The sequence below is a fragment of the Flavobacterium foetidum genome (assembly GCF_004634245.1).
In the GTDB taxonomy this organism is placed as follows: Bacteria; Bacteroidota; Bacteroidia; order Flavobacteriales; family Flavobacteriaceae; genus Flavobacterium; species Flavobacterium foetidum.
Genome location: NZ_SJTF01000003.1, coordinates 109,504 through 131,836 on the forward strand (window position 1 = coordinate 109,504; position 22,333 = coordinate 131,836).

The 22,333-nt window shown below is 34.9% G+C and carries 16 protein-coding genes; 4 read left to right on the plus strand and 12 right to left on the minus strand.

Features of this window, described 5'->3' with window-relative positions:
- Positions 1 to 36 precede the first annotated feature (36 nt).
- The 9 genes from mdh to E0W73_RS05270 all read right to left on the minus strand — a co-directional run bounded on the left by mdh (position 37) and on the right by E0W73_RS05270 (position 15,778).
- Positions 37 to 972 carry a malate dehydrogenase gene (gene mdh, locus E0W73_RS05230; protein WP_135221038.1) on the minus strand — a complete coding sequence of 312 codons (936 nt, stop codon included), beginning with the start codon at positions 970 to 972 and terminating at the stop codon, positions 37 to 39.
- 111 nt (positions 973 to 1,083) lie between these two features.
- Positions 1,084 to 3,024, minus strand: coding sequence for a DNA topoisomerase (ATP-hydrolyzing) subunit B (gyrB, locus tag E0W73_RS05235; protein WP_135221039.1), 1,941 nt, complete (start codon positions 3,022 to 3,024; stop codon positions 1,084 to 1,086).
- A gap of 482 nt (positions 3,025 to 3,506) precedes the next feature.
- Positions 3,507 to 5,123 (minus strand): asparagine synthase B, encoded by a 1,617-nt coding sequence (gene asnB / locus E0W73_RS05240; protein ID WP_135221040.1) that lies wholly within the window; start codon positions 5,121 to 5,123, stop codon positions 3,507 to 3,509.
- A gap of 302 nt (positions 5,124 to 5,425) precedes the next feature.
- Complete coding sequence (gene asnB / locus E0W73_RS05245) at positions 5,426 to 7,102, minus strand: asparagine synthase B (protein ID WP_135221041.1); 1,677 nt, start codon at positions 7,100 to 7,102, stop codon at positions 5,426 to 5,428.
- 519 nt (positions 7,103 to 7,621) lie between these two features.
- Positions 7,622 to 9,190 carry a hypothetical protein gene (locus tag E0W73_RS05250; protein WP_135221042.1) on the minus strand — a complete coding sequence of 523 codons (1,569 nt, stop codon included), beginning with the start codon at positions 9,188 to 9,190 and terminating at the stop codon, positions 7,622 to 7,624.
- 20 nt (positions 9,191 to 9,210) lie between these two features.
- Complete coding sequence (locus E0W73_RS05255) at positions 9,211 to 9,660, minus strand: hypothetical protein (RefSeq protein ID WP_135221043.1); 450 nt, start codon at positions 9,658 to 9,660, stop codon at positions 9,211 to 9,213.
- A 173-nt stretch (positions 9,661 to 9,833) separates the two neighbouring features.
- Positions 9,834 to 11,585 carry a TonB-dependent receptor gene (locus tag E0W73_RS05260; RefSeq protein ID WP_135221044.1) on the minus strand — a complete coding sequence of 584 codons (1,752 nt, stop codon included), beginning with the start codon at positions 11,583 to 11,585 and terminating at the stop codon, positions 9,834 to 9,836.
- Between the two features lie 146 nt (positions 11,586 to 11,731).
- On the minus strand, positions 11,732 to 12,595 hold the full coding sequence (locus E0W73_RS05265; protein WP_135221045.1) for a PhzF family phenazine biosynthesis protein: 864 nt from the start codon (positions 12,593 to 12,595) through the stop codon (positions 11,732 to 11,734).
- A 159-nt stretch (positions 12,596 to 12,754) separates the two neighbouring features.
- Positions 12,755 to 15,778: a tetratricopeptide repeat protein gene (locus E0W73_RS05270; RefSeq protein ID WP_135221046.1), complete on the minus strand. Its 3,024-nt coding sequence runs from the start codon at positions 15,776 to 15,778 to the stop codon at positions 12,755 to 12,757.
- A gap of 369 nt (positions 15,779 to 16,147) precedes the next feature.
- Between E0W73_RS05270 and E0W73_RS05275 the strand changes: the two genes are divergently transcribed.
- The 3 genes from E0W73_RS05275 to E0W73_RS05285 are packed head-to-tail and all read left to right on the plus strand — an operon-like array spanning position 16,148 to position 18,649.
- Entirely contained in the window at positions 16,148 to 16,831 is a 684-nt protein-coding gene (locus tag E0W73_RS05275) for a cell division ATP-binding protein FtsE (RefSeq protein WP_135221047.1), read from the plus strand.
- Positions 16,831 to 17,718 (plus strand): glycosyltransferase family 2 protein, encoded by an 888-nt coding sequence (locus E0W73_RS05280; protein ID WP_135221048.1) that lies wholly within the window; start codon positions 16,831 to 16,833, stop codon positions 17,716 to 17,718. Before E0W73_RS05275 ends, E0W73_RS05280 begins: the two co-directional genes overlap by 1 nt.
- A gap of 1 nt (position 17,719) precedes the next feature.
- A complete protein-coding gene (locus E0W73_RS05285; RefSeq protein WP_135221049.1) occupies positions 17,720 to 18,649 on the plus strand; it encodes a glycosyltransferase family A protein in 930 nt (309 codons plus the stop codon).
- Here E0W73_RS05285 and E0W73_RS05290 read toward each other — a convergent pair.
- Both E0W73_RS05290 and E0W73_RS05295 read right to left on the minus strand, forming a co-directional pair.
- Positions 18,632 to 19,039 carry a sugar 3,4-ketoisomerase gene (locus tag E0W73_RS05290; protein WP_135221050.1) on the minus strand — a complete coding sequence of 136 codons (408 nt, stop codon included), beginning with the start codon at positions 19,037 to 19,039 and terminating at the stop codon, positions 18,632 to 18,634. The genes E0W73_RS05285 and E0W73_RS05290 overlap by 18 nt on opposite strands.
- Positions 19,036 to 19,860, minus strand: coding sequence for a glycosyltransferase family 2 protein (locus E0W73_RS05295; RefSeq protein WP_162847663.1), 825 nt, complete (start codon positions 19,858 to 19,860; stop codon positions 19,036 to 19,038). Before E0W73_RS05295 ends, E0W73_RS05290 begins: the two co-directional genes overlap by 4 nt.
- Positions 19,861 to 19,904: 44 nt before the next feature.
- On the opposite strand from E0W73_RS05295, the gene E0W73_RS05300 reads away from it, so the two are divergent.
- The gene (locus E0W73_RS05300) at positions 19,905 to 21,035 is read left to right on the plus strand and encodes a glycosyltransferase family protein (RefSeq protein ID WP_135221052.1); all 1,131 of its coding nucleotides are present in this window, start codon (positions 19,905 to 19,907) and stop codon (positions 21,033 to 21,035) included.
- A 22-nt stretch (positions 21,036 to 21,057) separates the two neighbouring features.
- Here E0W73_RS05300 and E0W73_RS05305 read toward each other — a convergent pair whose 3' ends face one another.
- Entirely contained in the window at positions 21,058 to 22,332 is a 1,275-nt protein-coding gene (locus tag E0W73_RS05305; protein WP_262710878.1) for an O-antigen translocase, read from the minus strand.
- Between the last annotated feature and the right edge of the window lies 1 nt (position 22,333).

A 22,333-nucleotide genomic window follows, 5' to 3' on the forward strand; every position in this document is an offset into this window, starting at 1 on the left:
CAAAAGTGCAGCCTTTTTCTTTTTTTTCGGTTTTTATTATACTAAAATAGATTTCAGAGCATCATTCATGCTGCGAACTGCATCTGCGCTTTTTGCAAACAGCGCTTGTTCCTGATCGTTTAATTTAATATCGACAATTTCTTCAACCCCATTTTTGCCTATTATACAAGGCACTCCAATACAGATATCGCTCTGGCCGTACTCTCCTTCTACAAAAACAGAGCATGCAATCATTTTTTTCTGATCGTTTAGAATGCTGTCTACCAAATAAGCTACCGATGCCCCTGGAGCATACCAAGCAGAAGTTCCAAGCAATCCTGTAAGTGTTGCTCCACCTACCATTGTATCTGCTGCCACTTTTTGCAATACTTCTTCAGAAAGAAACTGAGTTACCGGAATACCATTATAAGAAGCCAAACGAGTTAACGGAATCATAGTAGTGTCTCCGTGCCCCCCGATTACCATTGCTGAAATATCATTTGCCGGTTTATCTAACGCTAAAGAAAGATAAGTTCTGAAACGAGAACTGTCTAAAGCGCCTCCCATACCAATTATTCTGTTTTTAGGAAGACCTGTTGCTTTCAAAGCAAGATAAGTCATGGTATCCATCGGGTTGGAAACCACCACAATTATAGTGTCAGGAGAATACTTAAGTACATTTTCGGCAACTGCTTTTACAATTCCAGCATTAATGCCTATCAATTCTTCTCTGGTCATTCCTGGTTTTCTTGGAATTCCTGATGTAATTACGACTACATCACTGCCGGCTGTTTTAGAATAATCATTGGTTACTCCTGAAACTTTGGTATTAAAACCTGTGTTGGTAGCACACTGAGTAATATCCAGCGCCTTCCCTTCGGCAAAACCTTCTTTAATATCCAACAATACTACTTCGCTAGCAATTCCTCTATAAGAAATAACATCTGCACAGGTAGCTCCAACATTTCCTGCTCCTACAATGGTAACTTTCATATTTTTTACTTTATCGGTTATTACTATTTGTCTATTCCTAAAAAAGACAATTCGTTTAATTGTCTAGTAAATTTAAACAATTAAACGAATTGGAATTATTAAATTTTCATTTTATGCGTCAATATTTGCATAAACTGCATTTTTCTCGATAAACTCTCTACGTGGCGGTACCTCGTCGCCCATCAGCATAGAGAAAACACGGTCTGCTTCAGCAAGACTTTCAATTGTTACTTGGCGCAAAGTTCTGAATTCTGGATCCATTGTGGTTTCCCATAATTGCTCCGCGTTCATCTCTCCAAGACCTTTATAACGCTGAATGCTTGCACTTCCTCCCATTCTTTCGTTTGCTTGGTCACGTTGCACATCATTCCACGCATATTCTTTCTTATTTCCTTTTTTAACCAAATACAATGGTGGCGCAGCAATATAAACGTGACCTTCTTCGATAAGCTCCTTCATAAAACGGAAGAAGAATGTTAATATTAAGGTAGAAATGTGGCTACCGTCGACATCGGCATCACACATGATGATTACTTTATGATACCTAAGTTTTTCTATGTTTAATGCTTTGCTGTCTTCTGCAGTTCCTACAGTTACACCCAAAGCCGTAAAAATATTTCTAATCTCTTCGTTTTCGAATACCTTGTGATGCATTGCTTTTTCAACATTCAGAATCTTACCACGCAATGGAAGAATGGCCTGAAAATTACGATCACGGCCTTGTTTTGCTGTTCCTCCAGCCGAATCTCCCTCGACAAGGTAAACTTCGCATCTTGCAGGATCCTGTTCTGAGCAATCTGAAAGTTTTCCAGGAAGTCCACCACCGCCCATAACGGTTTTACGTTGTACCATTTCACGCGCTTTTTTCGCCGCGTGACGTGCTTGAGCCGCTAAAATCACTTTCTGAATGATTACTCTAGCATCATTTGGATTTTCTTCCAAATAATTCTCCAGCATCTCTCCAACTGCCTGAGAAACCGGAGAAACTACCTCTCTGTTTCCAAGCTTGGTTTTAGTTTGTCCTTCAAATTGAGGTTCTGCAACTTTTACAGATATGATAGCTGTCAAACCTTCACGGAAGTCATCTCCCGAAATCTCAAATTTCAATTTATCCAACAATCCAGAAGAATCAGCATATTTTTTAAGCGTTCTTGTCAAACCGCTTCTAAAACCTTGAAGATGCGTTCCTCCTTCATGTGTATTGATGTTATTCACATAAGAAAAAATATTTTCAGAATAACTAGTATTGTAAATAAGAGCAACCTCAACCGGAATTTCTCCTTTTTCGTGATCCATGCTGATTACATGCGAAATAATCGGCTCACGGTTTCCGTCTAAATAGCGGATATATTCTTTAAGACCTTCATCAGAATGGAAAACCTCGCTTCTGAATTCGCCTTTTTCATCAACTTCTCTTTTATCTGTAAACGTAATCGTAATTCCTTTATTCAAGAAAGAAAGCTCACGCATACGAGCAGACAAAGTATCGTAAGAGAATTCTGTCGTCTGCTGAAAAATAGTATCGTCTGGAAAGAAAGTCTGACGAGTACCTCTTTTATCTGTCTCTCCGATTTGTTTTACCGGATACAGCGCTTTACCTCTTTCATACTCCTGTTCATAAATTTTGCCTTCTCTAAAAACAGTAGATTTCATGTGTACAGAAAGGGCATTTACTACCGAAACCCCAACCCCGTGCAAACCTCCGGAAACTTTATATGAATCTTTATCGAATTTACCTCCGGCACCAATTTTTGTCATTACAACTTCAAGTGCAGAAACTCCTTCCTTTTTATGCAAATCAACCGGAATACCACGACCGTTATCTTCAACCGTAACCGAACCGTCTTCATTTATTGCAACGCTAATCGAATCGCAATGGCCACCCATTGCCTCATCAATAGAGTTATCTACAACCTCGTAAACCAAATGGTGTAGTCCTCGAACACCTACATCACCAATATACATCGACGGACGCATTCTTACGTGCTCCATCCCTTCTAATGCCTGAATACTATCTGCTGAATAATTGTTCTTCTTGATTTCTTCGCTCATATAATTTATTCTAATAAATGTATTTATTGTCTAACAGGCAAATATATAAAAATGCAGGCTATATACCCAGTAAAATAACGCTTAAAGCTTCTAAGTTATTAACAGAATTATTTTAAAAACCAAAAAAAATAATAAAATCCCAATATTTAAATCCAAAATCCAAAACTTATCAAAATTTCAATGTTTAAATTTCGATACTAAAATTACAAATACCAAAATCAGCGCTGTCTTCATTGACAAATTCCAATATTAAAATTCCAAATTCAAACGATTGCTAATGTCTAATAGTTAAACCCTAATTTCAAAATTTAAAATTCTCCAACAAAAAAACCGAAACGACATTGAATGCATTTCGGCTTTTATTATTTTATAAATTCTATTTTAAATTTGAACTTTTGGATTTTGGAATTTAAATACTGGAATTTAAATAGTTGAAATTTAAACATTGGAATTTAGAATTCTAGTATTGGAATCCAAATTTTCTAAACCGCTATTCCAGATTTGGCTTTTTCAAAATTTCCGTTTAAATGTGCAGCATTTGCTCTTCCGCTTGGATCAAGATTTTCTTGCCATTTCGGAATCCATTTACGGACAGTTTGTGCGGCACTGACCTGTGGATAGTATTGATGAAAAATTGAGCGGTATAAATAGGCTTCTTTAGTTGTAGGCGAATTATATGGAAATTCAGTTGCAGCACCTGCTAATTGTTCGTCTGTTATTTTTGATGCGCAATATTCTATCAATTCATCAACCCAGTTGTAACCTACTCCATCAGAAAATTGTTCTTTCTGGCGCCATAAAATTTCTGAAGGCAAATAAGGATCTTCTGGAGTGTCAAAGGCTTTTCTTAAAATGTATTTTTCAACGCCATTATAGGATTTTGGCTGTTTTTCTTCTGTTTTGATTCTAATTGTAGTATCTAAAAACTCTTTATCCAAGAATGGAAATCTGGCTTCTAGTCCGTGGGCCATTGTCGTTTTATCGGCACGAAGCAAATCGGCTGTAAACAACTTCTGCACTCTTTCAATCGTTTCGTCCTGAAATTCTTCTGCTGAAGGCGCGTTTCTAAAATACAAATGACCACCAAAAACTTCGTCGGCACCTTCTCCTGACAAAATCACTTTTATGCCTTGATCGGCAATTGCTTTTGAAAGCAAATACATAGGAACACCAGAACGTACTGAAATTATATCATAAGTTTCGATATGGTAAATAACTTTTTCTAAAATTTCGAAACCCTCTTCTACTGTAAAATGAATTTCGTGATGTTCTGTTCCTAAAAATTCGGCAGCTGTCCTTGCAGCCTTATTATCTGGTGCGTCAGCATCAAGTCCGATTGAGAATGAATGCAGTTTTTCGCCTTTATCTTTAAGGAGCCTGCAAGCTATAGAAGAAGTCAGCGATGAGTCTAAACCACCCGAAAGTATAACTCCAACCGGCACATTGGCCAATAGGCGTTTTCTGGTTCCCTCAATCAAAGATTTGCGAATTGCTTCAAGTTCTAAAGATTGATCTGCTTTTTTATGGTCTTCATATTCCGGCTGATAATATTTTACAAAACCAGTTTTTGCGGTATAGTAGTGCCCTGGAGGAAAGGTTGAAAACGATTTGCATTGGTCTGCAAGACATTTCATTTCTGAAGAAAAATAAATTCGCCCGCGTTCGTCTAGACCGTAGTACAAAGGCTTTACTCCAATCGGGTCGCGTCCTGCAATATATTTATCGCCATCTATTACTACAAAAGCAAAATCGCCATCAAGTTTATTGCAAAAGTCGTATCCAAACTCTTCGTACAAATGCACGATAACTTCTGAATCTGAATCGGTTCTGAAATGATGATTTTTTAAAACCGTATTTTTAAGTTCCTGATAATTATAAATCTCTCCATCGTGAATCATCCAAGCTTTATCGGTTCCCTGAATTGGCTGTTTGCCCGAATTAAGATCGATAATGGACAGACTCTCATGACAGAGCACACTGCCATTTTCCATAATGTGCATATCTCGCTCATCAGGACCACGATGAGACATTCTTTCAGACAAATCTTTTACAAGCTGCGGGTCTTTTCCTTTACCGATAACGGCTAATAATCCAGACATACTATTCTTTTTTTATTACATTTCTGCTCATTTCGTTTTGAAATGAACATTAAAAAATCATTAAAATTTTTCGGAGAAAGCAAAACCAGGCATGTTTATTTGCTTTCTGTTACTTATATCCTAAAATATAAGCATACTTAATGTTTTTTCTGGGGATGTCAAATATATTAAAAGAAAGTTAAATAATCATCAATGACATTTAACAAACCTTTTTAAATTAAAAATTTAACACTTTAAGACAAGAAAACGCCCTCTGTAAAAGAGAACGTTTTCTGCAATATATACTAATTCTAAAATTAAATTTAGGCTTTTACATAAGCGTCGTCATGTACATTGGCAACCGCTCGGCCTGAAGGATCATTTAAGTTTTTAAAAGCTTCATCCCATTCCAAAGCAATTTTGGTACTGCACGCAACACTTGCTTCCTGAGGCACACATAATGCTGCCGCATCACTTGGGAAATGTTCTGCAAAAATAGAACGATAATAATATTCTTCTTTTGAAGTCGGAGTCTGCAATGGGAATTTGAATCTAGCATTTGCCAACTGCTCGTCTGAGACCTCTCTTGCCACAACTTCTTTCAAAGTATCAATCCAGCTGTATCCTACTCCATCAGAAAACTGTTCTTTTTGTCTCCATGCCACACTTTCTGGAAGCATATCTTCAAAAGCTTTACGAACTACCCATTTTTCCATCGGATGTTCTTTGTTGATCATTTTATCTTGCGGATTGATTCGCATAGCAACATCCATAAATTCCTTATCTAAGAATGGCACACGACCTTCGATTCCCCAAGCGGCTAAACTTTTGTTGGCACGCAAACAATCGTACATATGAAGTTTTCCTAATTTACGAACGTTTTCTTCGTGGAATTCTTTAGCATTTGGCGCTTTGTGGAAATATAAATATCCTCCGAACAATTCGTCTGCTCCTTCGCCCGAAAGAACCATTTTGATTCCCATTGATTTGATAACTCTTGCCATTAACCACATCGGAGTTGAAGCTCTAACTGTAGTTACATCATAAGTTTCTAAGTTGTAGATTACATCGCGAACGGCATCTAAACCTTCTTGAATTGTAAATTTGATTTCGTGGTGAATTGTTCCGATATGATCTGCTACTTTTCTAGCTGCAGCTAAATCTGGCGAACCTTCTAGTCCAACTGAGAAAGAATGCAATTGCGGATACCAAGCATCTGTAGTATCATCAGATTCAATACGTTTTTGAGCAAATTTTTTAGCTACAGCTGAAGTGATAGAAGAATCTAGGCCTCCAGAAAGTAACACTCCGTAAGGAACGTCGCTCATTAATTGTCTGTGTACTGCGGCTTCAAGAGCTTTTCTGATTTCTGGAATGCTTGTTTCGTTGTCTTTTACAGCATCATACTCAGTCCAATCTCTTTTGTACCATTGTACAAATTCTCCATCTTTGCTAGACAAATAGTGTCCTGGAGGGAATAATTCGATTTTTGTACAATATCCTTCAAGAGCTTTTAATTCAGATGCTACATAAAAAGTTCCGTGCTGATCCCACCCAATGTATAATGGAATAATTCCCATATGGTCGCGAGAAACAAAGTACTCGTCTTTTTCTACATCATAGATTGCGAATCCAAAAATCCCGTTCATTTCATCAACAAAATCAGGGCCTTTTTCTTTGTATAATGCTAAAATGACTTCGCAGTCACTTTCTGTCTGAAAGTTATATTTTCCTTCAAATCTTTTGCGGATTTCTCTGTGGTTGTAAATTTCACCATTCGCAGCCAAAACCAATTTTTTATCTTCTGTAAACAAAGGCTGTTTTCCTGATGCCGGATCTACAATAGCCAAACGCTCGTGAGAAAGAATTGCTTTATCATTGCTGTAAATACCGCTCCAATCTGGTCCGCGGTGACGAATGATTTTTGACATTTCTAATACTTGAGGTCTTAAAGCTTCGGCTTTTTGTTTAAGATCAAAGGCGCATACAATTCCGCACATAATTCTATATTTTATTTTTTAGTTTTTATTTTGATAAGGCAAAGATGGAGTATTAGTTAAAATTGAAAAACACAAATAGTCATTTCAGTTACAAATTTTAACCACATTTTTATTTTTACATATAAAATGTAAAATTTAGAAGTAAAAATAAGCTGTAAACTTGAAAATTTTAATTTGGAGTCAAAAACTAGTTTAAAATTGAAAGTTTAGGATGATTTTTTGAATTAATTTTTGAGTTACTCTGACATTAATAAAAAATTCGTAAAGCAAGTGGTAAAAATTGTTCCTGAATTGTACTTTATACAATCATCTTAGCCATAAGCTTATCAATTACAACAAAAAAAATCTCGCAAATAAACATAGCCCGTGGTTGCAACCACGGGCTATGTTTGATAACAAGATAAAAATAATTTCGGATCAAGGAATTAGTTTCCAAAATTTGTACTTGAGTTGAAATGATACTTTGGCAAAGTTTAAAAATTTGACAAAGTTGTAATTGACAAATTCTTGCCTTTAAAATTAATCTTCAAGATTTACCCTTGAAGAAATATAGCTTGGCATTTTAGCAACTGCCAACTTCAGTTTAGACTGATTCAGCTTTTTAGTATTTTCATCTTTCAGATTATAATTATAATTTTCAAACAAGTAAAACATCAAAACTCTATTGTAATCGTCCAATTCATTGTCGGCAATCATATCCAGCAAACTTGTTTCAACCAATTCGGTATTTGAGCTTTCAGAAAGTGCACGCCCCACTCTGTTGATACTTGAATAATAATGATTTTTAGAAGGATTATCTACTCGGAGTGATATTCCTAGAATTAAATCCAGAACATTTATATCCAATACTTCGATTTCCTTTATATAAGTCTGTCTTGCGCCTTGGGCATAACTTCCGTCGCTCGCTCTATCAAAACGATCATTCATAATGTTAAGATGAGATCTAAGAAAAATTTCCCATTTAATGGTCTCTGCAGAAAGTACCGCAATATTTTGCGCGTGAATTCTAGGGCTATGATCCATACTGCAACCGCCAATAACATGTCTGTTTCGCTTTAGTTCTAATGCTTCTTCCTTACCGATATAACGTTCAACATATTCTTCAAACTCATCATCAGAAACTTTTGTTGTTTTAGCTTCTGTAAATGCTTCATGAAGCATTATATCAAAATTTTTATCTTTACTTCTTAGAGAATCTACTCGGGCAAGTCGTTCTGCTTTCCATTTTCCCATTTTTTCCCAAAAAGCCATATATTCATTTTCAATACTTTCTTTTTGAGCTAACTGTTCTTTAGATTTTTTCTTTGATTTCCCTTCGAGTTCCATATCGTCAAAACCGTACAGAATAGAAAATTTATCATCATCAAAACTTGGTCTTTTTAGGACTTTCGCAACATATTCTTCAAGCTTCTTCGCTTTAGTTGGCATTGTGTCTGCATATCTTACACCAGAATCTTTTGCATTATCATAAAAAACTTGGGCTGTAGTATCGACCAAACAATCTGAATATTGAATTAATCGGGCATACTTTTCAGAAAGTGGTTTTGTCTTAAATTCCTCAACAAAATAAAAGGCTCTTAAAGATTCCTTTGAATAGGAAGTTTTTTCTTCATACTCAAAAACCCATTTTCCTTTGAAATCACCATTATAAGAATCAATGTCTTTTTTAGCTTTCACAATTCTTTTTCCTTCTTCTTTCCCAAGCGAAAGACTTGAAAACTGAACTTCTTCCTGATTTCTATAATTAACGTAGTTTGACTCTAAAACTAATAAATTCTCATCAAAATGGGCACTGGAATATTTTGCTTTGAATGCAGCATAAGAAATACCGTTTTCTAAATCTTTTTTTGCTTTTAGAGCATCTGATTTCTCAATCAAAATAAAATTTGCCTTTGCTTGTCTAGAAGACCTGAAGGTTTTATTGAATTCACAGACCTTAAATTTTAAATTCAATGAATCAACTATGAATTTAAGTTTAGAAACCGAGTTTTCTGAATAAATCAGTCCATTGTCATAAACTTTAAATTCAGAATTTTGAGCAGTCGTATTGAGACAGATCAACACTAAAAAAGCAAAAAGATTCTTCATAACTTTCTTTTTAAAATTAATTATTCTACACTTTCAATCGTATAATGCGTTTTATTAATCTCAAATTTAAAACCCGCTTTATTTCCCATTAAATGATTTCCTAACGGAGATTGCGGAGAAAGTGCGATAACATTAATTCCGTCAACGGCAATCTTGGGAAGAGCGACACTTACATACAAGTAAATTCCGTTTGCTTTTACCAAACTTCCTAAAACTATATTTTCTGTTGTCTTTATCGGGTCAATCTTATCTAAAATCGCAATTTGTGCGATGGCTTCTTTTAATTTATTAGTCAATTTTTCCTGCTCGATGTGCATCATAGACAAAGCCGTTTCGTGTTTGTCGCCGGCAGAACCTTTGGCATCATTTTTTGAATCTTCGGTCAAGTTTGAAATCATGTCTCTAAACACATCAATTCGGTCTTGAACCATTTGAGTATAATGGGAATATATTTTTTCTTTGAAAGTCATTATTTTAAGTTACTGAGGTTCTAAGGTACAAAGATGCAAAAGGTTTTTCCTTTATTAAAAAAAACAGCCACGAATTCACGAATCTACTCCAAAAATTCATGAGCCCATGGCTGAAAAAAAAGGCACTTATTCTTTTATAAAATCTTTGTGCCTCTGTGTCTTTGTGCAGAAATCTAAAAATCAAATTTATAGTTTGCTCCTCCTAAAATCTGAAATCCCTGCACTGGATAATTCAGCCATTTTTGATAAGCCTGATTTCCGATGTTATTTGCTTTTACGAAAAATGTCAAACGTTCGCTGAACTTGTATCCTAAATGCGCATTGGCATCAAAATAACTCTTAAGAGTGATTACAGATGGGTCTGTTGCTAAATCTAAATTAGACTGCATATCTTTTCTTTCGCCAACATAAAAAACATTCAAACCTGCATACCATTGTTTTGTAAAATTAACATCAAGAGTTGAGCTTAATTTCATTGTTGGCAAATTCCATGCTTCCACTACATTATCTGTATTGTAACTATTAAACGTTCCGTTGATTCCAAAAGTCACATTTTTTGAGAAATCCGCTTTCAATTCTGCATAAAAACGTAATGTTCTGATATCTTCATAAACCACTCCAAAAGAATTCCCAAAAGCATAATTCTCATTTGTAATTACTTCCGTATAATCATTGGCTCTAAACAATGCTTTGTCTTTTTCATTCAAATACGAACCTGTCAGGTTATAATTCACATTGTTTGCCAATTTTCCTTTTAAACCTGCAAAAACATTATATTGTGTACTTGACGGACGCATGTTTAGTGTAGGCGATACAAACGGATTTTCGGTTACAAAATCAGCATACGAATTTTGCTTAAGTCCACCGTTTACTCCTGTGTAAAAAATCATTAAATCGCCTACTAGCTTATAAGAAGCATTAACTTTCGGATAAAAATAGAATTTATTGCTGCTGTTTTCCGAATCTCCGCTGTAGAAAATTCCGGCGCCCAATTCTAATGTCCAGTCATTTTCAGTGACTACAAAGCTAGGCTCTATTCCAACATTCGTAAATCCGTATTTAATGGCTGCTGTATTATCATGCGCATAGTTATTTTTGAAAGAACCGCTTACATGGTCTACAATAAGATTTGTCTTAATAGCCTGTTCCATAACATCAACCGTAAAAGTTGGTTTAATGTAAAAACGATTTTCTGAAGAGGAGGCATTGTCTGAAAAATGCGTAAACCTTGCCGATAATTTACTGAAGATGCTTTCGTGAAACTCTGCGTTTCCGCCAAGCGAAATAGTATTATACGAATGATTTGGATTGATGCTGTTTATCAAATCATAACGCTGATCCGGAATAGTCGAACCGAATTCGGCTGGAAGTCCGTACCAGTTGTAAATCTGATTTTGGTATCCTAAATCGATATTCCATGAAACGTCACGATTGTCTGCACCATATCCAACATTTAAAGAGGTGTCGTAAAATTCGTCATTTAGTTCAACACCTTTTATGCCGCCTTGAGAAGAATGATGACGAAACATTCCTGCCAGATAATCATTATTCCCTAAATCTTGCGTTACGAACAATTCTGCGTTAAGCGTACTGTAATTTCCAAGTCCCAACGTTGCATAGTTATTAAACAAACGTTCTTTTTTGCTTTTTTCGACACCAGCGGCCTTTCCTTTAGATGGCGTAAAAGTAGAAGCAACTGGAACAGACAAAATACTGTACTTGATTGTTTCTTTGGGCTGGTTGCCACTATCGTCAAGCGAAGGGATTTCTTTAACCTTAAATGCATCCGAAATTGTCGGCGAATAAGGTTTTACCACATTTACTGTTTCCGTCCCGATGTTTTCATTTTTCTTCTGTGCAAACAAAAACTGAGTAGTACATAATACTAACAGAATGATAATTTTATACTGGCAATTTAATCTCATATTTCTTCTTTTTAAGAGCATATAGAAAAGGATATAGAAAATAGACTTATGCTACTTCTCAATTTCTTATACTAAAACTCTTTGTTCTCTTTCTATATTCTAAAATCTATTTTCTTTGTTCTATTTTCTGTATTCTATATTCCAAATTAAGCTTCCCATTCTCCTTTGGCTACAAACTGAGCTTTTCCTCCAATTTTGATATCGAAATCATTCTCTACTAGTTTCCCTTTAAAATAAATCTGAGACGGACGCCCTATATAATCTCCTTGATAATTGATCAATTCAAATTCAGGTTTGTGATATTTTAGCAGAAAAGCCTGCAGGCATGTACTCGCGCTTCCGGTTGCGGCATCTTCAACCAATTGATTATGTTCGATGCACAACATTCGGCTAAACAATTTTTCACCTTCGAGATAATAAAAATATAATCCCCTATGGTCTGTTTTGCAATTTTGTTTGAGCCATTTATCTGTTTTATCTTTATCTAAAACCAGATTTTCAAGCGCTCGTTTACTGCTTAATCCAACCATAACAAAAGCGCTTCCTGTGGTTATTTCCTGAACCGGAAATTGGTTTTCAAAATCGCTTACTGCCAGATTGCTGAATGTTGTAAAATCTTCTTTAGAAAAAATATCCCAAAATTTCGGCTGTGCCGCTTTCAACCAAATCAAATCGTCTGATTGATGAATCTGTATTGGTCCAATCGGCACTTCAAGTTTGATTTCGGTTGGTGAATCTTCAAACACCTTATTCATCAAAACCCAAGACGTTCCTATAATCGGATGTCCTGCAAACTGCATTTCATTGGCTGGAGTAAATATCCTGATTTCGGCTTTGTTGTTTTCTTTGTCAAGTTTGGTAATAAATGTGCTTTCCGCAAAATTAATTTCGCGTGCAATCTGCTGCATTTCTTTCGAACTTAAATTTCCCGCTTCTAAAAAAACCGCCAATTGATTTCCGGCATATTTTTCTTCAGCAAAAACATCAATTATATAAAAAGGTAAACTCATTTATTTGTTTCTTTTAGGACATAGAATATAGAGAATAGACTCTCTAATTTGTACTTTTTTAGAAAATAGAACAAAGAGTATAGAGAATAGACCTCCAATCTTTGACTCAATCCATCTTCTTTTTTCTACATTTTTATTTTATTTTCTGTATTCTATATTCTATCTATTAATAGACGAATTCGTTTTTGACTCCTCCGCTTTGATAGCACTCAATTCTCTTTTTGCTTCTTCAACCACATCTGGAAAATCTGTAAAATTGTTGATTACGTTGTCCAGAATGTAAGTGGCCTGATAACTGTCTTTAAGTCCGTAGAAATTTTTAGCCATCAAGACCAAGCCTTTCGCTCCGTAATATTTATAAGCCGAATAGCTTTTTGCCAATTTTTGAACCGCCGTATTAGAAGCTTCAAATTTTCCTTCCTTGGTTTTAAAGTAAGCATCATAATACAAAGCCTCTGCTGCCAGCTCTCCTTTTGATGTTGCCGAAAGTTTCGCATATGCTGCTTTAGCTTTATCTTCATTACCTGTTTGCATTGCTGCACGGGCTACAATAATCTGGGCATCTGCCTTCACCCCTGCATCTGCTTTAGGATTCTCTAATACTTTCTCGGCGGCGGCAACAGAATTTCCGTAGTCTTTTTTATCATAATAACATTTCATCAAGTTGGCCTGAGCAAAGTTTTTGTTTTGAGGAAAATCGGCTTCGTTTTCTAAACGAACCAAAACCGGAATCGCCTTATCACAATCTTTTGCTTTAAGATAAACTTGCGCCAATCTGTTCAAAGCCTGTTCTGTAAACTCATTTCGAGGCTGATCGATAACATATTGATAATTGGCAACCGATTTAGTTTCTGAACCTTCTGCATAATACAATTGTGCCAGATAAAAATTAGCTTCAAGCGCATGCATTCCGTTCGGGAATTTGCTTATATAGCCCGAAAATCCTGTAATAGCAACTTTACTATTGTTTTGGCTGTATTGTTTAAAAGCGGCATCGTAAGTATCGTTATCCAATTCAGCATCTGTAACGGCAACAAAATCCAGCGTACGAACCCAAGATGCATATTCGTCTACTTTTCCAGAATCTACATAAATTAATCTTGCTGTCGATACCGCTTCAAGAGCTTCTGGAGTTTTCGGAAACTCTGCCGCCACTTTTTTGAATTTTGTCAATGCTTGATCGTCACGGTCTGAATTGTAGTAAATAAGTCCTTGTTTTAAAATAGCTTTTGAAGCAAACGAACCGTTTTTATATTCAGAAATCAATTGATCGTAGGTTTTTAATGCCTGCTCATTCTTTTTCTCTGCCACATAAGTATTTCCTAATTCGAACAAAGCATCGTCACGGTACGATGATTTTTTATACATCTGAAGGAAATTGTTCAACTCATCAACTTTCTTTGTATTATTTGACATGAACCCATAAGAAAGTGCCTTTTGGAATTGAGCATAATCGGCATCAACACCCTTTGCAGCAATTGCTTTTGCATACGCCTCATTTGCTGCGCTGTATTTTGAGGTTACAAAACGACAGTCTCCTAAACGCAGATACGAATCGTTTAAACGAACTTTGTCTGATGGAGAATTATCAATCTGAGCCTGAAAAGAATTCGCCGCCTGATCGTATTCTTTCAATTTGAAATACGTGTATCCAATATTGTAATTGATGTTTTTATACTCCTCTGTCGATTTTGCCGCGGCCATTCCTGCAAATTGCTTATAAGTCAGTAAAGCATTCTGCATATCATCATTCAGATATTCGGTTTCGGCCTTCCAGAAAGTGGCGCGAGCAGTAAATTCAGGCGTTTTTTGTTCGCTTACAGCGCTTTTGAACATTTTGCCCGCTTCCTGATAATTGGCTTCATTGTATAACTCGACACCGCGGTAAAAAAGTACTTTTTGATACGCTGCCTTATTTTCTGCAGTTTTGTTTTTTTCTAATAAAACCAATGCTTCTTTGTAATTTTTAGTCGAAATATAAGAATCAACCAAAAGTTTTTCTACCTCAGCACGGCTTGAATTATTTGGATATTTTTTTAAGAAATCAAGCAGAATTCCAGGAACTGTCTGATAGGCATTTCCGATATCATAACTCAATTTAGCATAATTAAGTGCAGCATCTTCCTGAATCAGCGCATTAAACTCCATTTCCGAAGCATTCTTAAAAGCGTTCAGCGCTTCTTGCTTTTTCCCCGTATTGAGATAACTCAAGCCCAAATGGTAATAAGCGTTCTGTGCGACGAAATCTTTTCCTTCAATAATTTTATTGAATTGAGAAATGGCTTTTTCATAATTTTTCTGCTCATAATATGCATAACCAAGCTGGTAAAAATCGGTATTGTTCCACTTCCCTTTTTTGCCTTCATATTTCTCTAAATACGGAATCGCTTTTTCGTATTGTTTTAGGTTGAAATAACTTTCACCAATAATTTTATTCAGTTCCGATTTTTCAATATCATTCGATTTTCCCATTGCGGTCTGACCCAAATCGATGGCTTTTTGGAAATTACCCAATTTGAAATTCATGTCTGCCTGATAGTACGAAAGCTTTTCTTTGTATTTTTCTTCTCCAGATACTTCATCAAAGTATTTTGTAGCCTCTTTATAATCATCGCCTTCATAAGCCATAAATCCTAAGTAATATTTGGCCTGTGAACCAAATTCTGGAGAATTTACCACCTTATTGAAATAATTTGTAGCTTCTTTTTTCTTTTTAGCATTAAAATAGCTGTATCCTTTCATGAAGTTGAACTTGTCGCTTTCTGCTCTGCCCATATAGGTTTCGTCAACCTTGTCAAACCATTGCAGCGCTTTAGGATAATTTCCTTGTTCGAAGAAATATTGCGCCGCATCTATATAAGCTTGATTTTGCTTGGTGCTTGTAGGATAATCGTTTACGAAGTTTTCTACCAATGCATCGGCATTTGCCTTATTGGTTCTGATGGCACAATTTGCAATATAGTACGCACAATCAGATTGTACTTCTTCTGTAACGGCGGTGCTTTCTGTATTTTTTACATGTTCGAAAATAAGCTGTGCAGAAGCATATTGTTTGTCATTATATAAAGCCAGTGCTTTGTCAAAATCCTTTAAATCATAAGTATAAATAGCTGATTTTTGTGCCGAAATCATGCTCGAACTAAGGATAATTTGGAATAAAAAGAACCTGGAAATTTTACGCATTTTAGTTTTATTTAGTATTCAAATTTATCATTTTATAACGTTTATAACGAAACGTTTCGTGTTTTTATTATCAACAAATGCCCAACACGAAATATTTATAGCAAAGACATTTAAAACAAATCCTCTTTTTAAATCGCATAAGTAATTATCTATTAAAGGTTTCATTGCTATTTTTATCCGAAAATCCGTTTCGGAAGATTCCAAAAATGCAAACTGTTTTAATAAATGCTTCTTCTAAAAGCGAGTATTAAATTATTAAATCGATAAAAATTTGATTAAATTAGAAGTAAATTTTCTTTAAGAAATGATTCAAAATTATTTTGAATACAAGCGTTATCTTATTACTTTTACCAATCAAATCATTTTATTATGTCACAAACCGTACTGTCTCTTAAAGACGTCACTATATATCAAGAAGGAAGAAAAATTATATCTCACATAAATCTGGATGTCAATCACGGTGAATTTATCTACATCATTGGTAAAACAGGTTCTGGAAAAAGTAGTTTCCTAAAAACCTTATATGCTGACCTGCCGTTAATAGAAGGAGAAGGCCATATTGTTGAATTTGATTTGGCAACCATAAAAGAAAATGATATTCCGTATTTAAGACGAAAAATCGGAATTGTATTCCAGGATTTCAAACTGCTTCCAGACCGTTCTATCAAAGACAACATGCTTTTTGTTTTACGAGCAACTGGCTGGCACGAAAAAGAAGCCATGGAGCATAAAATCGACGAAGTGCTTGACAAAGTCGGCATGAAAGATTTTGTGAACAAAATGCCTCACCAACTTTCGGGAGGCGAGCAACAGCGTGTTGCAATTGCCAGAGCGCTTCTTAATGATCCTGAATTTATTCTAGCCGATGAGCCGACCGGAAATCTTGATCCACAGACAAGCTCTGAAGTTTTGGAAGTCTTAAAAGCAATCAACGCTGCAGGAAAAACCATCATTATGGCTACACACGATTATGCTTTGTTGATGAAATTCCCTTCTAAAACATTGAAATGTGAAGACGAAAGAATCTTCGAAGTAGTGCAAAGAAGCGTGTAATGCTTTCTGTTCTGATTCCGGTTTACAATTATGATGTCACAAAATTAGTTGCGGCAGTATATAAACAATGCTCGGAATCTAAAATTGATTTTGAAATCATTTGTATAGACGATAAGTCGGAGACCTTTGCTTTTGAAAATCAAAAAATAACATTACACAACCGTACATCATTCTATATTCTGGAGAAAAATATCGGTCGTAGCGCCATCCGAAATTTATTAGCACAAAAAGCGAAATACGAAAACCTGCTTTTTTTGGATGCCGATACAATTCCAGTATCTACTGAATTTATTTCCAAGTATATTTATGAAATAAACGAAAACAAAAAAGTAGTTTACGGTGGTATTTTATATGAAAACAAAAAACCTTCGCCTCAGAATCTTCTTCGATGGATTTATGGCCAAAAAAGAGAAGCGTTGCCTGTTTCTGAAAGAATTAAAAATCCATCACAGCTGGCTTTGGTCTCTAATTTAGCAATTAAAAAAGAAATCGTCTCCCGCTTTCCTTTTGACGAAAACATAACCCAATACGGTTACGAGGATTTGCTTTTTTTTTCGATTTTAAAAGAAAATAATATTGGAATAAAACATATCCAAAATCCTGTTTACCATTTAAATTTGGAAACTTCGGCTGTCTTTTTAGCGAAGACAAAAACAGCGCTCGGAAATCTAGCTTCTCTTTCAAATTCAAAAAAAATAACCAAGAAACAAAGCAAAATCGAAGCTTCGTATTTGCTTTTAAAAAAACTTCGGATGATTGCTACTTTTGTTTTTTTATTCCAAAAAACAGCATTGAAAATCGAAAGAAACCTGACTTCACAAAATCCTTCCCTATTTTTATTAGACTTGTATAAATTGGGGTATTATTGTACTTTAAAAACAATATAAAATGGCTTTTTTCTCTATCATAATTCCGCTTTACAATAAAGAGAATTTTATCGAATCTACGATAAAAAGCGTTTTGGCACAAAGCTATAATGATTTTGAAATTATTATTGTAAATGACGGCTCAACGGATAAAAGTGAAGAGAAAATAAAAAATTTCAACGATAACAGAATCTTATATTTTTCGAAAGAAAACGAAGGTGTCTCATCGGCACGAAATTACGGAATCGAGAAGGCAAATTCCGATTTTATAGCATTTCTAGACGCTGATGATTATTGGTATCCCGATTTTCTAGAAACCATTTTTGAGAACCAAAAGCATTTTCCAGAACAAAAAGTATTTTCGGCTGCAATCGAGTTTGAAACTTCAAAAAAAACAATTCAGGCGCAATATGAGATTGCCAAAACAGCAAATGAGGTCGTAATAGTAGATTGTTTCAAAGCAAGTTTAAAGGAAAGTGTTCTTTGGACTTCGAGCTCGGTTTTTCATAAATCTGTTTTTAAGGAAGTTGGAAACTTTGACCCCAAAATAAAAAGCGGGCAGGATACCGATTTATGGATTAGGATCGGACTTGTATATCCTGTTGTTTTTTCGAGAAAAATCTTGGCTCGTTATGTTCATGATTCGGCAAGTCTTTCTAAAAAAAGCGATTTTATTTATGAAAAAATGGATTTCACGAAATTTGAAACAATCGAAAAACAAAATCCAGATCTTAAAAAATTTCTAGACCTAAACCGTTTTTCGTTGGCAGTAAAAAGTAAGATTGCCGGAAAAAAAGAATTATATAAAAAATATTCCCGCCCGATTGATTTCAAGAATTTAAGTCTTAAGAAGAAAGTTTTACTGCATCTTCCTGCATCAATACTGCGAATTTTGATTTCATTTAAAACATTTCTAGCCAATATCGGATTAAGCTCAACTGTTTTTAAATAATTTGAATTTTTTAAATTCACGTATGTAATCGTCTTCATTAAACTCGTCTGAAGACAGTACCAAACAGACGCTTCCTGAAGAAAAATTCTGAATTTCGCGCCAAATTCCAGAAACAATCAACAACCCGATATTTGGCCTGTTTAAAGTTATGGTTTTTATATTTTTCCCGTCTTTTAAAACAACATCAAAACTGCCGCTCAAAGCAATCAAAAAAGCCTGCTGTTCTTTGTGAGCATGCCCGCCCCGTTTGCTTCCGCTGGGCACATCGTAAAGATAATATACTCTTTTAGAGGCAAACGGAATCGTTTTTCCTTCGATAACCGAAAGATTACCTCGACGATCCTGAATTTTAGGAATTTCAATTAATTGAACATCGGCAATTGTTGTCATTTTCTTTTAATTAGCTCTTGATATTTTTGAATTCCTGCCAAACCCGTTTTGAATTTTTCTTTAAAATCTGAAGAATTTATAAAATGGTTTCTGTAAAGAAAGAATAAATATTTCAGCAACCAAATATAGGCGTAATTTCCTTTTAATTTGTAAAACAAGGCTGTGCGGGCAAATAATAACTGATCTGAACCTTCATTTCTTCCCGAAGATTCTTGTGGATGCGAAACGATTAGTTTCGGGTAGAAAAATATTTCCATTTTTTGTTCTAAAGCAGATCTTAAAAACAAAAATTCTTCCGCAGTTTCAAAAAAAGAACCTAAACCAAACCTTTCGTCAAAACAAATTTTCTTCTTTCTAATTTCATCCAATCTAAACGCAATTTCTATAGAACTCACTTTCCAAATTGAATTCAAATCATGCCGAAAAGACCTAGACTCTTTTTTTTCTGATGTTTCACTTCCGCTGCGACGGTGATTAAATGTTATGATAGAAGCTTTATCGTGTTCTGCAAAAGCTTCTAAAACAACTTTTTCAAAACGAGATTCAAAAACTACATCATCGTCGGTAATCAAACAGATTTTTTTTGAAGCATTTTTAATGGCAAGATTCCGGCTCTTCGAAAGACCTTTTTCTTTTGAATTAAAAACTTTAACTTTCTCAAAATCTGAGACTAAAGTACTTTCTTGAGATTGGTTTATTATGATAAGATGAAAATTAGAAAAATGCTCAAAAGGAAACATTCTTTCCAAAAAATCAAGACTGCTTCTATCTTTTGTAGCAATCAGAATTTCTAAATCGTTTTCCGTTAAAACATTTGACATTTTCATCTATATTTACGTAAATATAAATGTTTTTATCTAGAAAAATGAAGATCCTCTTAATTGGAGAATACAGCAGGCTGCACAATTCTTTGAAAGAAGGATTACAGGCGCTCGGACACGAAGTGACTATTATCGGAACGGGAGATAATTTTAAGCAATTTCCTGTTGATTACTCGATTTCTCCGAAATTCATTACTTCAAACCGATTTTTTGTTTTTCTCAATAAGGCGTTTTTCAAGGTTTTTAATTCTGATCTGCAATTACTGGAAAAAGGAATTCGATTCTATCTTTTTCTGCCGAAACAAAAAAACTTTGATATTGTACAGCTTATCAATTCTAATGCTATCGAAACGTATCCTTTTTTCTCAAAATATTTATTGAAAAAGGTTTTTAAGAATAACCGTAAAAGTTTTCTTTTGATTTGCGGAGAAGACACGCCAATCATCGACTTTTTATTATTGAAAAAAATGCGATATTCAATATTGAGTCCGCTTTTTGAAGATGAAAAACTACGAGAATCTTATTACTTTTCATTAAAATACACTCAAAAAAATTATCGGGATTTGTTTGAGTTCGTAAAACAAAACATCCAAAAAATCATCGTTTCCGATTTGGATTACAAGATTCCGCTTCCCGAATACGAATTGATTCCAAATCCAATTAACACAGACAAAATAAAAGCTGAATCTTTGGTTATCAGCAACAAAATCATAATTTTTCTTGGAATAAACGAAGGTAGCTACCTCAAAAAAGGAGCCTCATATTTTGAAAAAACTTTAAAAATTATCGAGCAGAAATATCCCGATCAAGTCGAAATCATAATCAGTAAAAATCTTCCATATAGAGAATATATCCAGCTCTATGACAAGGCTCATATCATACTCGACCAAGTTTTTGGATACGACCAAGGATATAATGCGCTCGAGGCTATGGCAAAAGGAAAAGTTGTTTTTACAGGTGCCGAAAAAGAGTTCGAAGAATATTACAATCTAACAGAAAAAGTATGCATTAACGCTCTTGCAAATGTTGATTATCTGGTGAATGAATTGTCTTTCTTAATTGAAAATCCCGAAGAAATTATCGCAATCGGAAAAAGATCCAGTGCGTTTGTCGAGAAAGAACATCATTATATCAAGATTGCGCAAAAATATCTTGAAGCTTGGACAAACTCATAACAACAAATATTCTATTATTTTTCTAGAGTATGCTCTTTCTGAAATATACTGCTAAAACCAATAAGTAAGCAAAATTTGTAAAGGCTTGTGCCATTAAAATTCCCTCTATTTGGAAAAACTGAATAAAATACAAACTCGAAACATAAAGAAGCGAGAGCGAGAAAAACTCTGTTATAATAAACGCCATAGTTAGTTTTCGGGCAAAAAACTGATAACCCAAAACTAACGAGCAAACCTTAAAAACATCTCCAAGCAACTGCCATAAAAACAAGGAAGTTACAGGCAGAAATGCTTTGGTAAACAACAATTCAACAATAAAAAACCTAGCAAAATAAATAACAGCCGCAACCGAAACAAAAGCGGGCAGAATAAATTTATAATACTGCCACACGATGCTTTTTGTTTCTGAGTAGTTGTGCGCTTTTGACAATTTAGGCAAAAAGTAAACCGTTAAAATAGTACTTACAAAAAGCAAGTAATAAGACGAAATGCGGCTCATGGTTTCCCAATAACCCGCCTGTTCTATACCAAGGAATTCTATAATATGATTACGGACAGCCAAAAAAACAAAGGGCCCGAAAACGGAAGAAAAAAAAGCCATAAGAGAATAAGAAGAAAGGTTTTTTAAGATTTTAAAATCAAATAAACCAATTTTCAGATTTTGAAAAAAACCTATTTCCTTTTGTATAAAATAGGAAGTGACAAAAAAAAGTAATGCAGGAGTTATCACAATTCCTAGCAGCGCTCCTAAAGTCCTAAACTGCCAAATCATCAAAACCGAAACGAGCAAACCGCCGAGATTTCCAAAAATAGTAATCCAGATTACTTTTTTGAATTTTCCGAGACCGTTTATGATCGAAATAAAGAATACGGATACGGCATACCAAGGCAGCGCTAATGCTAATACTTTAAAAACCAAGGCATACTCAAAATCATGACCGAATATTTTTTGGTTCCAATACTGAGCAAAAAAAAACAATACCGCACTTAAAACCAATGCAGTACATACTAAACTAATAAAAACTGTAGCAATTATTCTTTGAAGTTTGGTTTTATTTTTTTCGTTTTCAGCAGTATATTTTACAATTCCGTTTTGAAAACCCAAAGTCGAAATACTCTCCAGCGAGGTCAGAAAATTGCGGAGATTGCCAACCAAAGCCATTCCGCTTGGACCTACAAAAACAGCAAGTATTTTGGATGTGATCAGACCAATTCCGATTTTTAGCATGACGCTTAAACTGTTCAGAGAGGTAATCTTAAACAGGGTCGTTTGTACTATTTTCCGAAAGAAATTCAAG

Excerpts from the sequence above, each read along its gene's own strand:
- asnB (WP_135221040.1), bottom strand. The coding sequence starts at position 5,123 with ATGTCTGGATTATTAGCCGTTATCGGTAAAGGAAAAGACCCGCAGCTT.
- E0W73_RS05295 (WP_162847663.1), bottom strand. The coding sequence starts at position 19,860 with ATGTCAAATGTTTTAACGGAAAACGATTTAGAAATTCTGATTGCTACA.
- E0W73_RS05275 (WP_135221047.1), top strand. The coding sequence starts at position 16,148 with ATGTCACAAACCGTACTGTCTCTTAAAGACGTCACTATATATCAAGAA.
- E0W73_RS05285 (WP_135221049.1), top strand. The coding sequence starts at position 17,720 with ATGGCTTTTTTCTCTATCATAATTCCGCTTTACAATAAAGAGAATTTT.
- E0W73_RS05300 (WP_135221052.1), top strand. The coding sequence starts at position 19,905 with ATGAAGATCCTCTTAATTGGAGAATACAGCAGGCTGCACAATTCTTTG.
- E0W73_RS05260 (WP_135221044.1), bottom strand. The coding sequence starts at position 11,585 with ATGAGATTAAATTGCCAGTATAAAATTATCATTCTGTTAGTATTATGT.
- E0W73_RS05255 (WP_135221043.1), bottom strand. The coding sequence starts at position 9,660 with ATGACTTTCAAAGAAAAAATATATTCCCATTATACTCAAATGGTTCAA.
- E0W73_RS05250 (WP_135221042.1), bottom strand. The coding sequence starts at position 9,190 with ATGAAGAATCTTTTTGCTTTTTTAGTGTTGATCTGTCTCAATACGACT.
- asnB (WP_135221041.1), bottom strand. The coding sequence starts at position 7,102 with ATGTGCGGAATTGTATGCGCCTTTGATCTTAAACAAAAAGCCGAAGCT.
- E0W73_RS05265 (WP_135221045.1), bottom strand. The coding sequence starts at position 12,595 with ATGAGTTTACCTTTTTATATAATTGATGTTTTTGCTGAAGAAAAATAT.
- gyrB (WP_135221039.1), bottom strand. The coding sequence starts at position 3,024 with ATGAGCGAAGAAATCAAGAAGAACAATTATTCAGCAGATAGTATTCAG.
- E0W73_RS05270 (WP_135221046.1), bottom strand. The coding sequence starts at position 15,778 with ATGCGTAAAATTTCCAGGTTCTTTTTATTCCAAATTATCCTTAGTTCG.
- E0W73_RS05290 (WP_135221050.1), bottom strand. The coding sequence starts at position 19,039 with ATGACAACAATTGCCGATGTTCAATTAATTGAAATTCCTAAAATTCAG.
- mdh (WP_135221038.1), bottom strand. The coding sequence starts at position 972 with ATGAAAGTTACCATTGTAGGAGCAGGAAATGTTGGAGCTACCTGTGCA.
- E0W73_RS05280 (WP_135221048.1), top strand. The coding sequence starts at position 16,831 with ATGCTTTCTGTTCTGATTCCGGTTTACAATTATGATGTCACAAAATTA.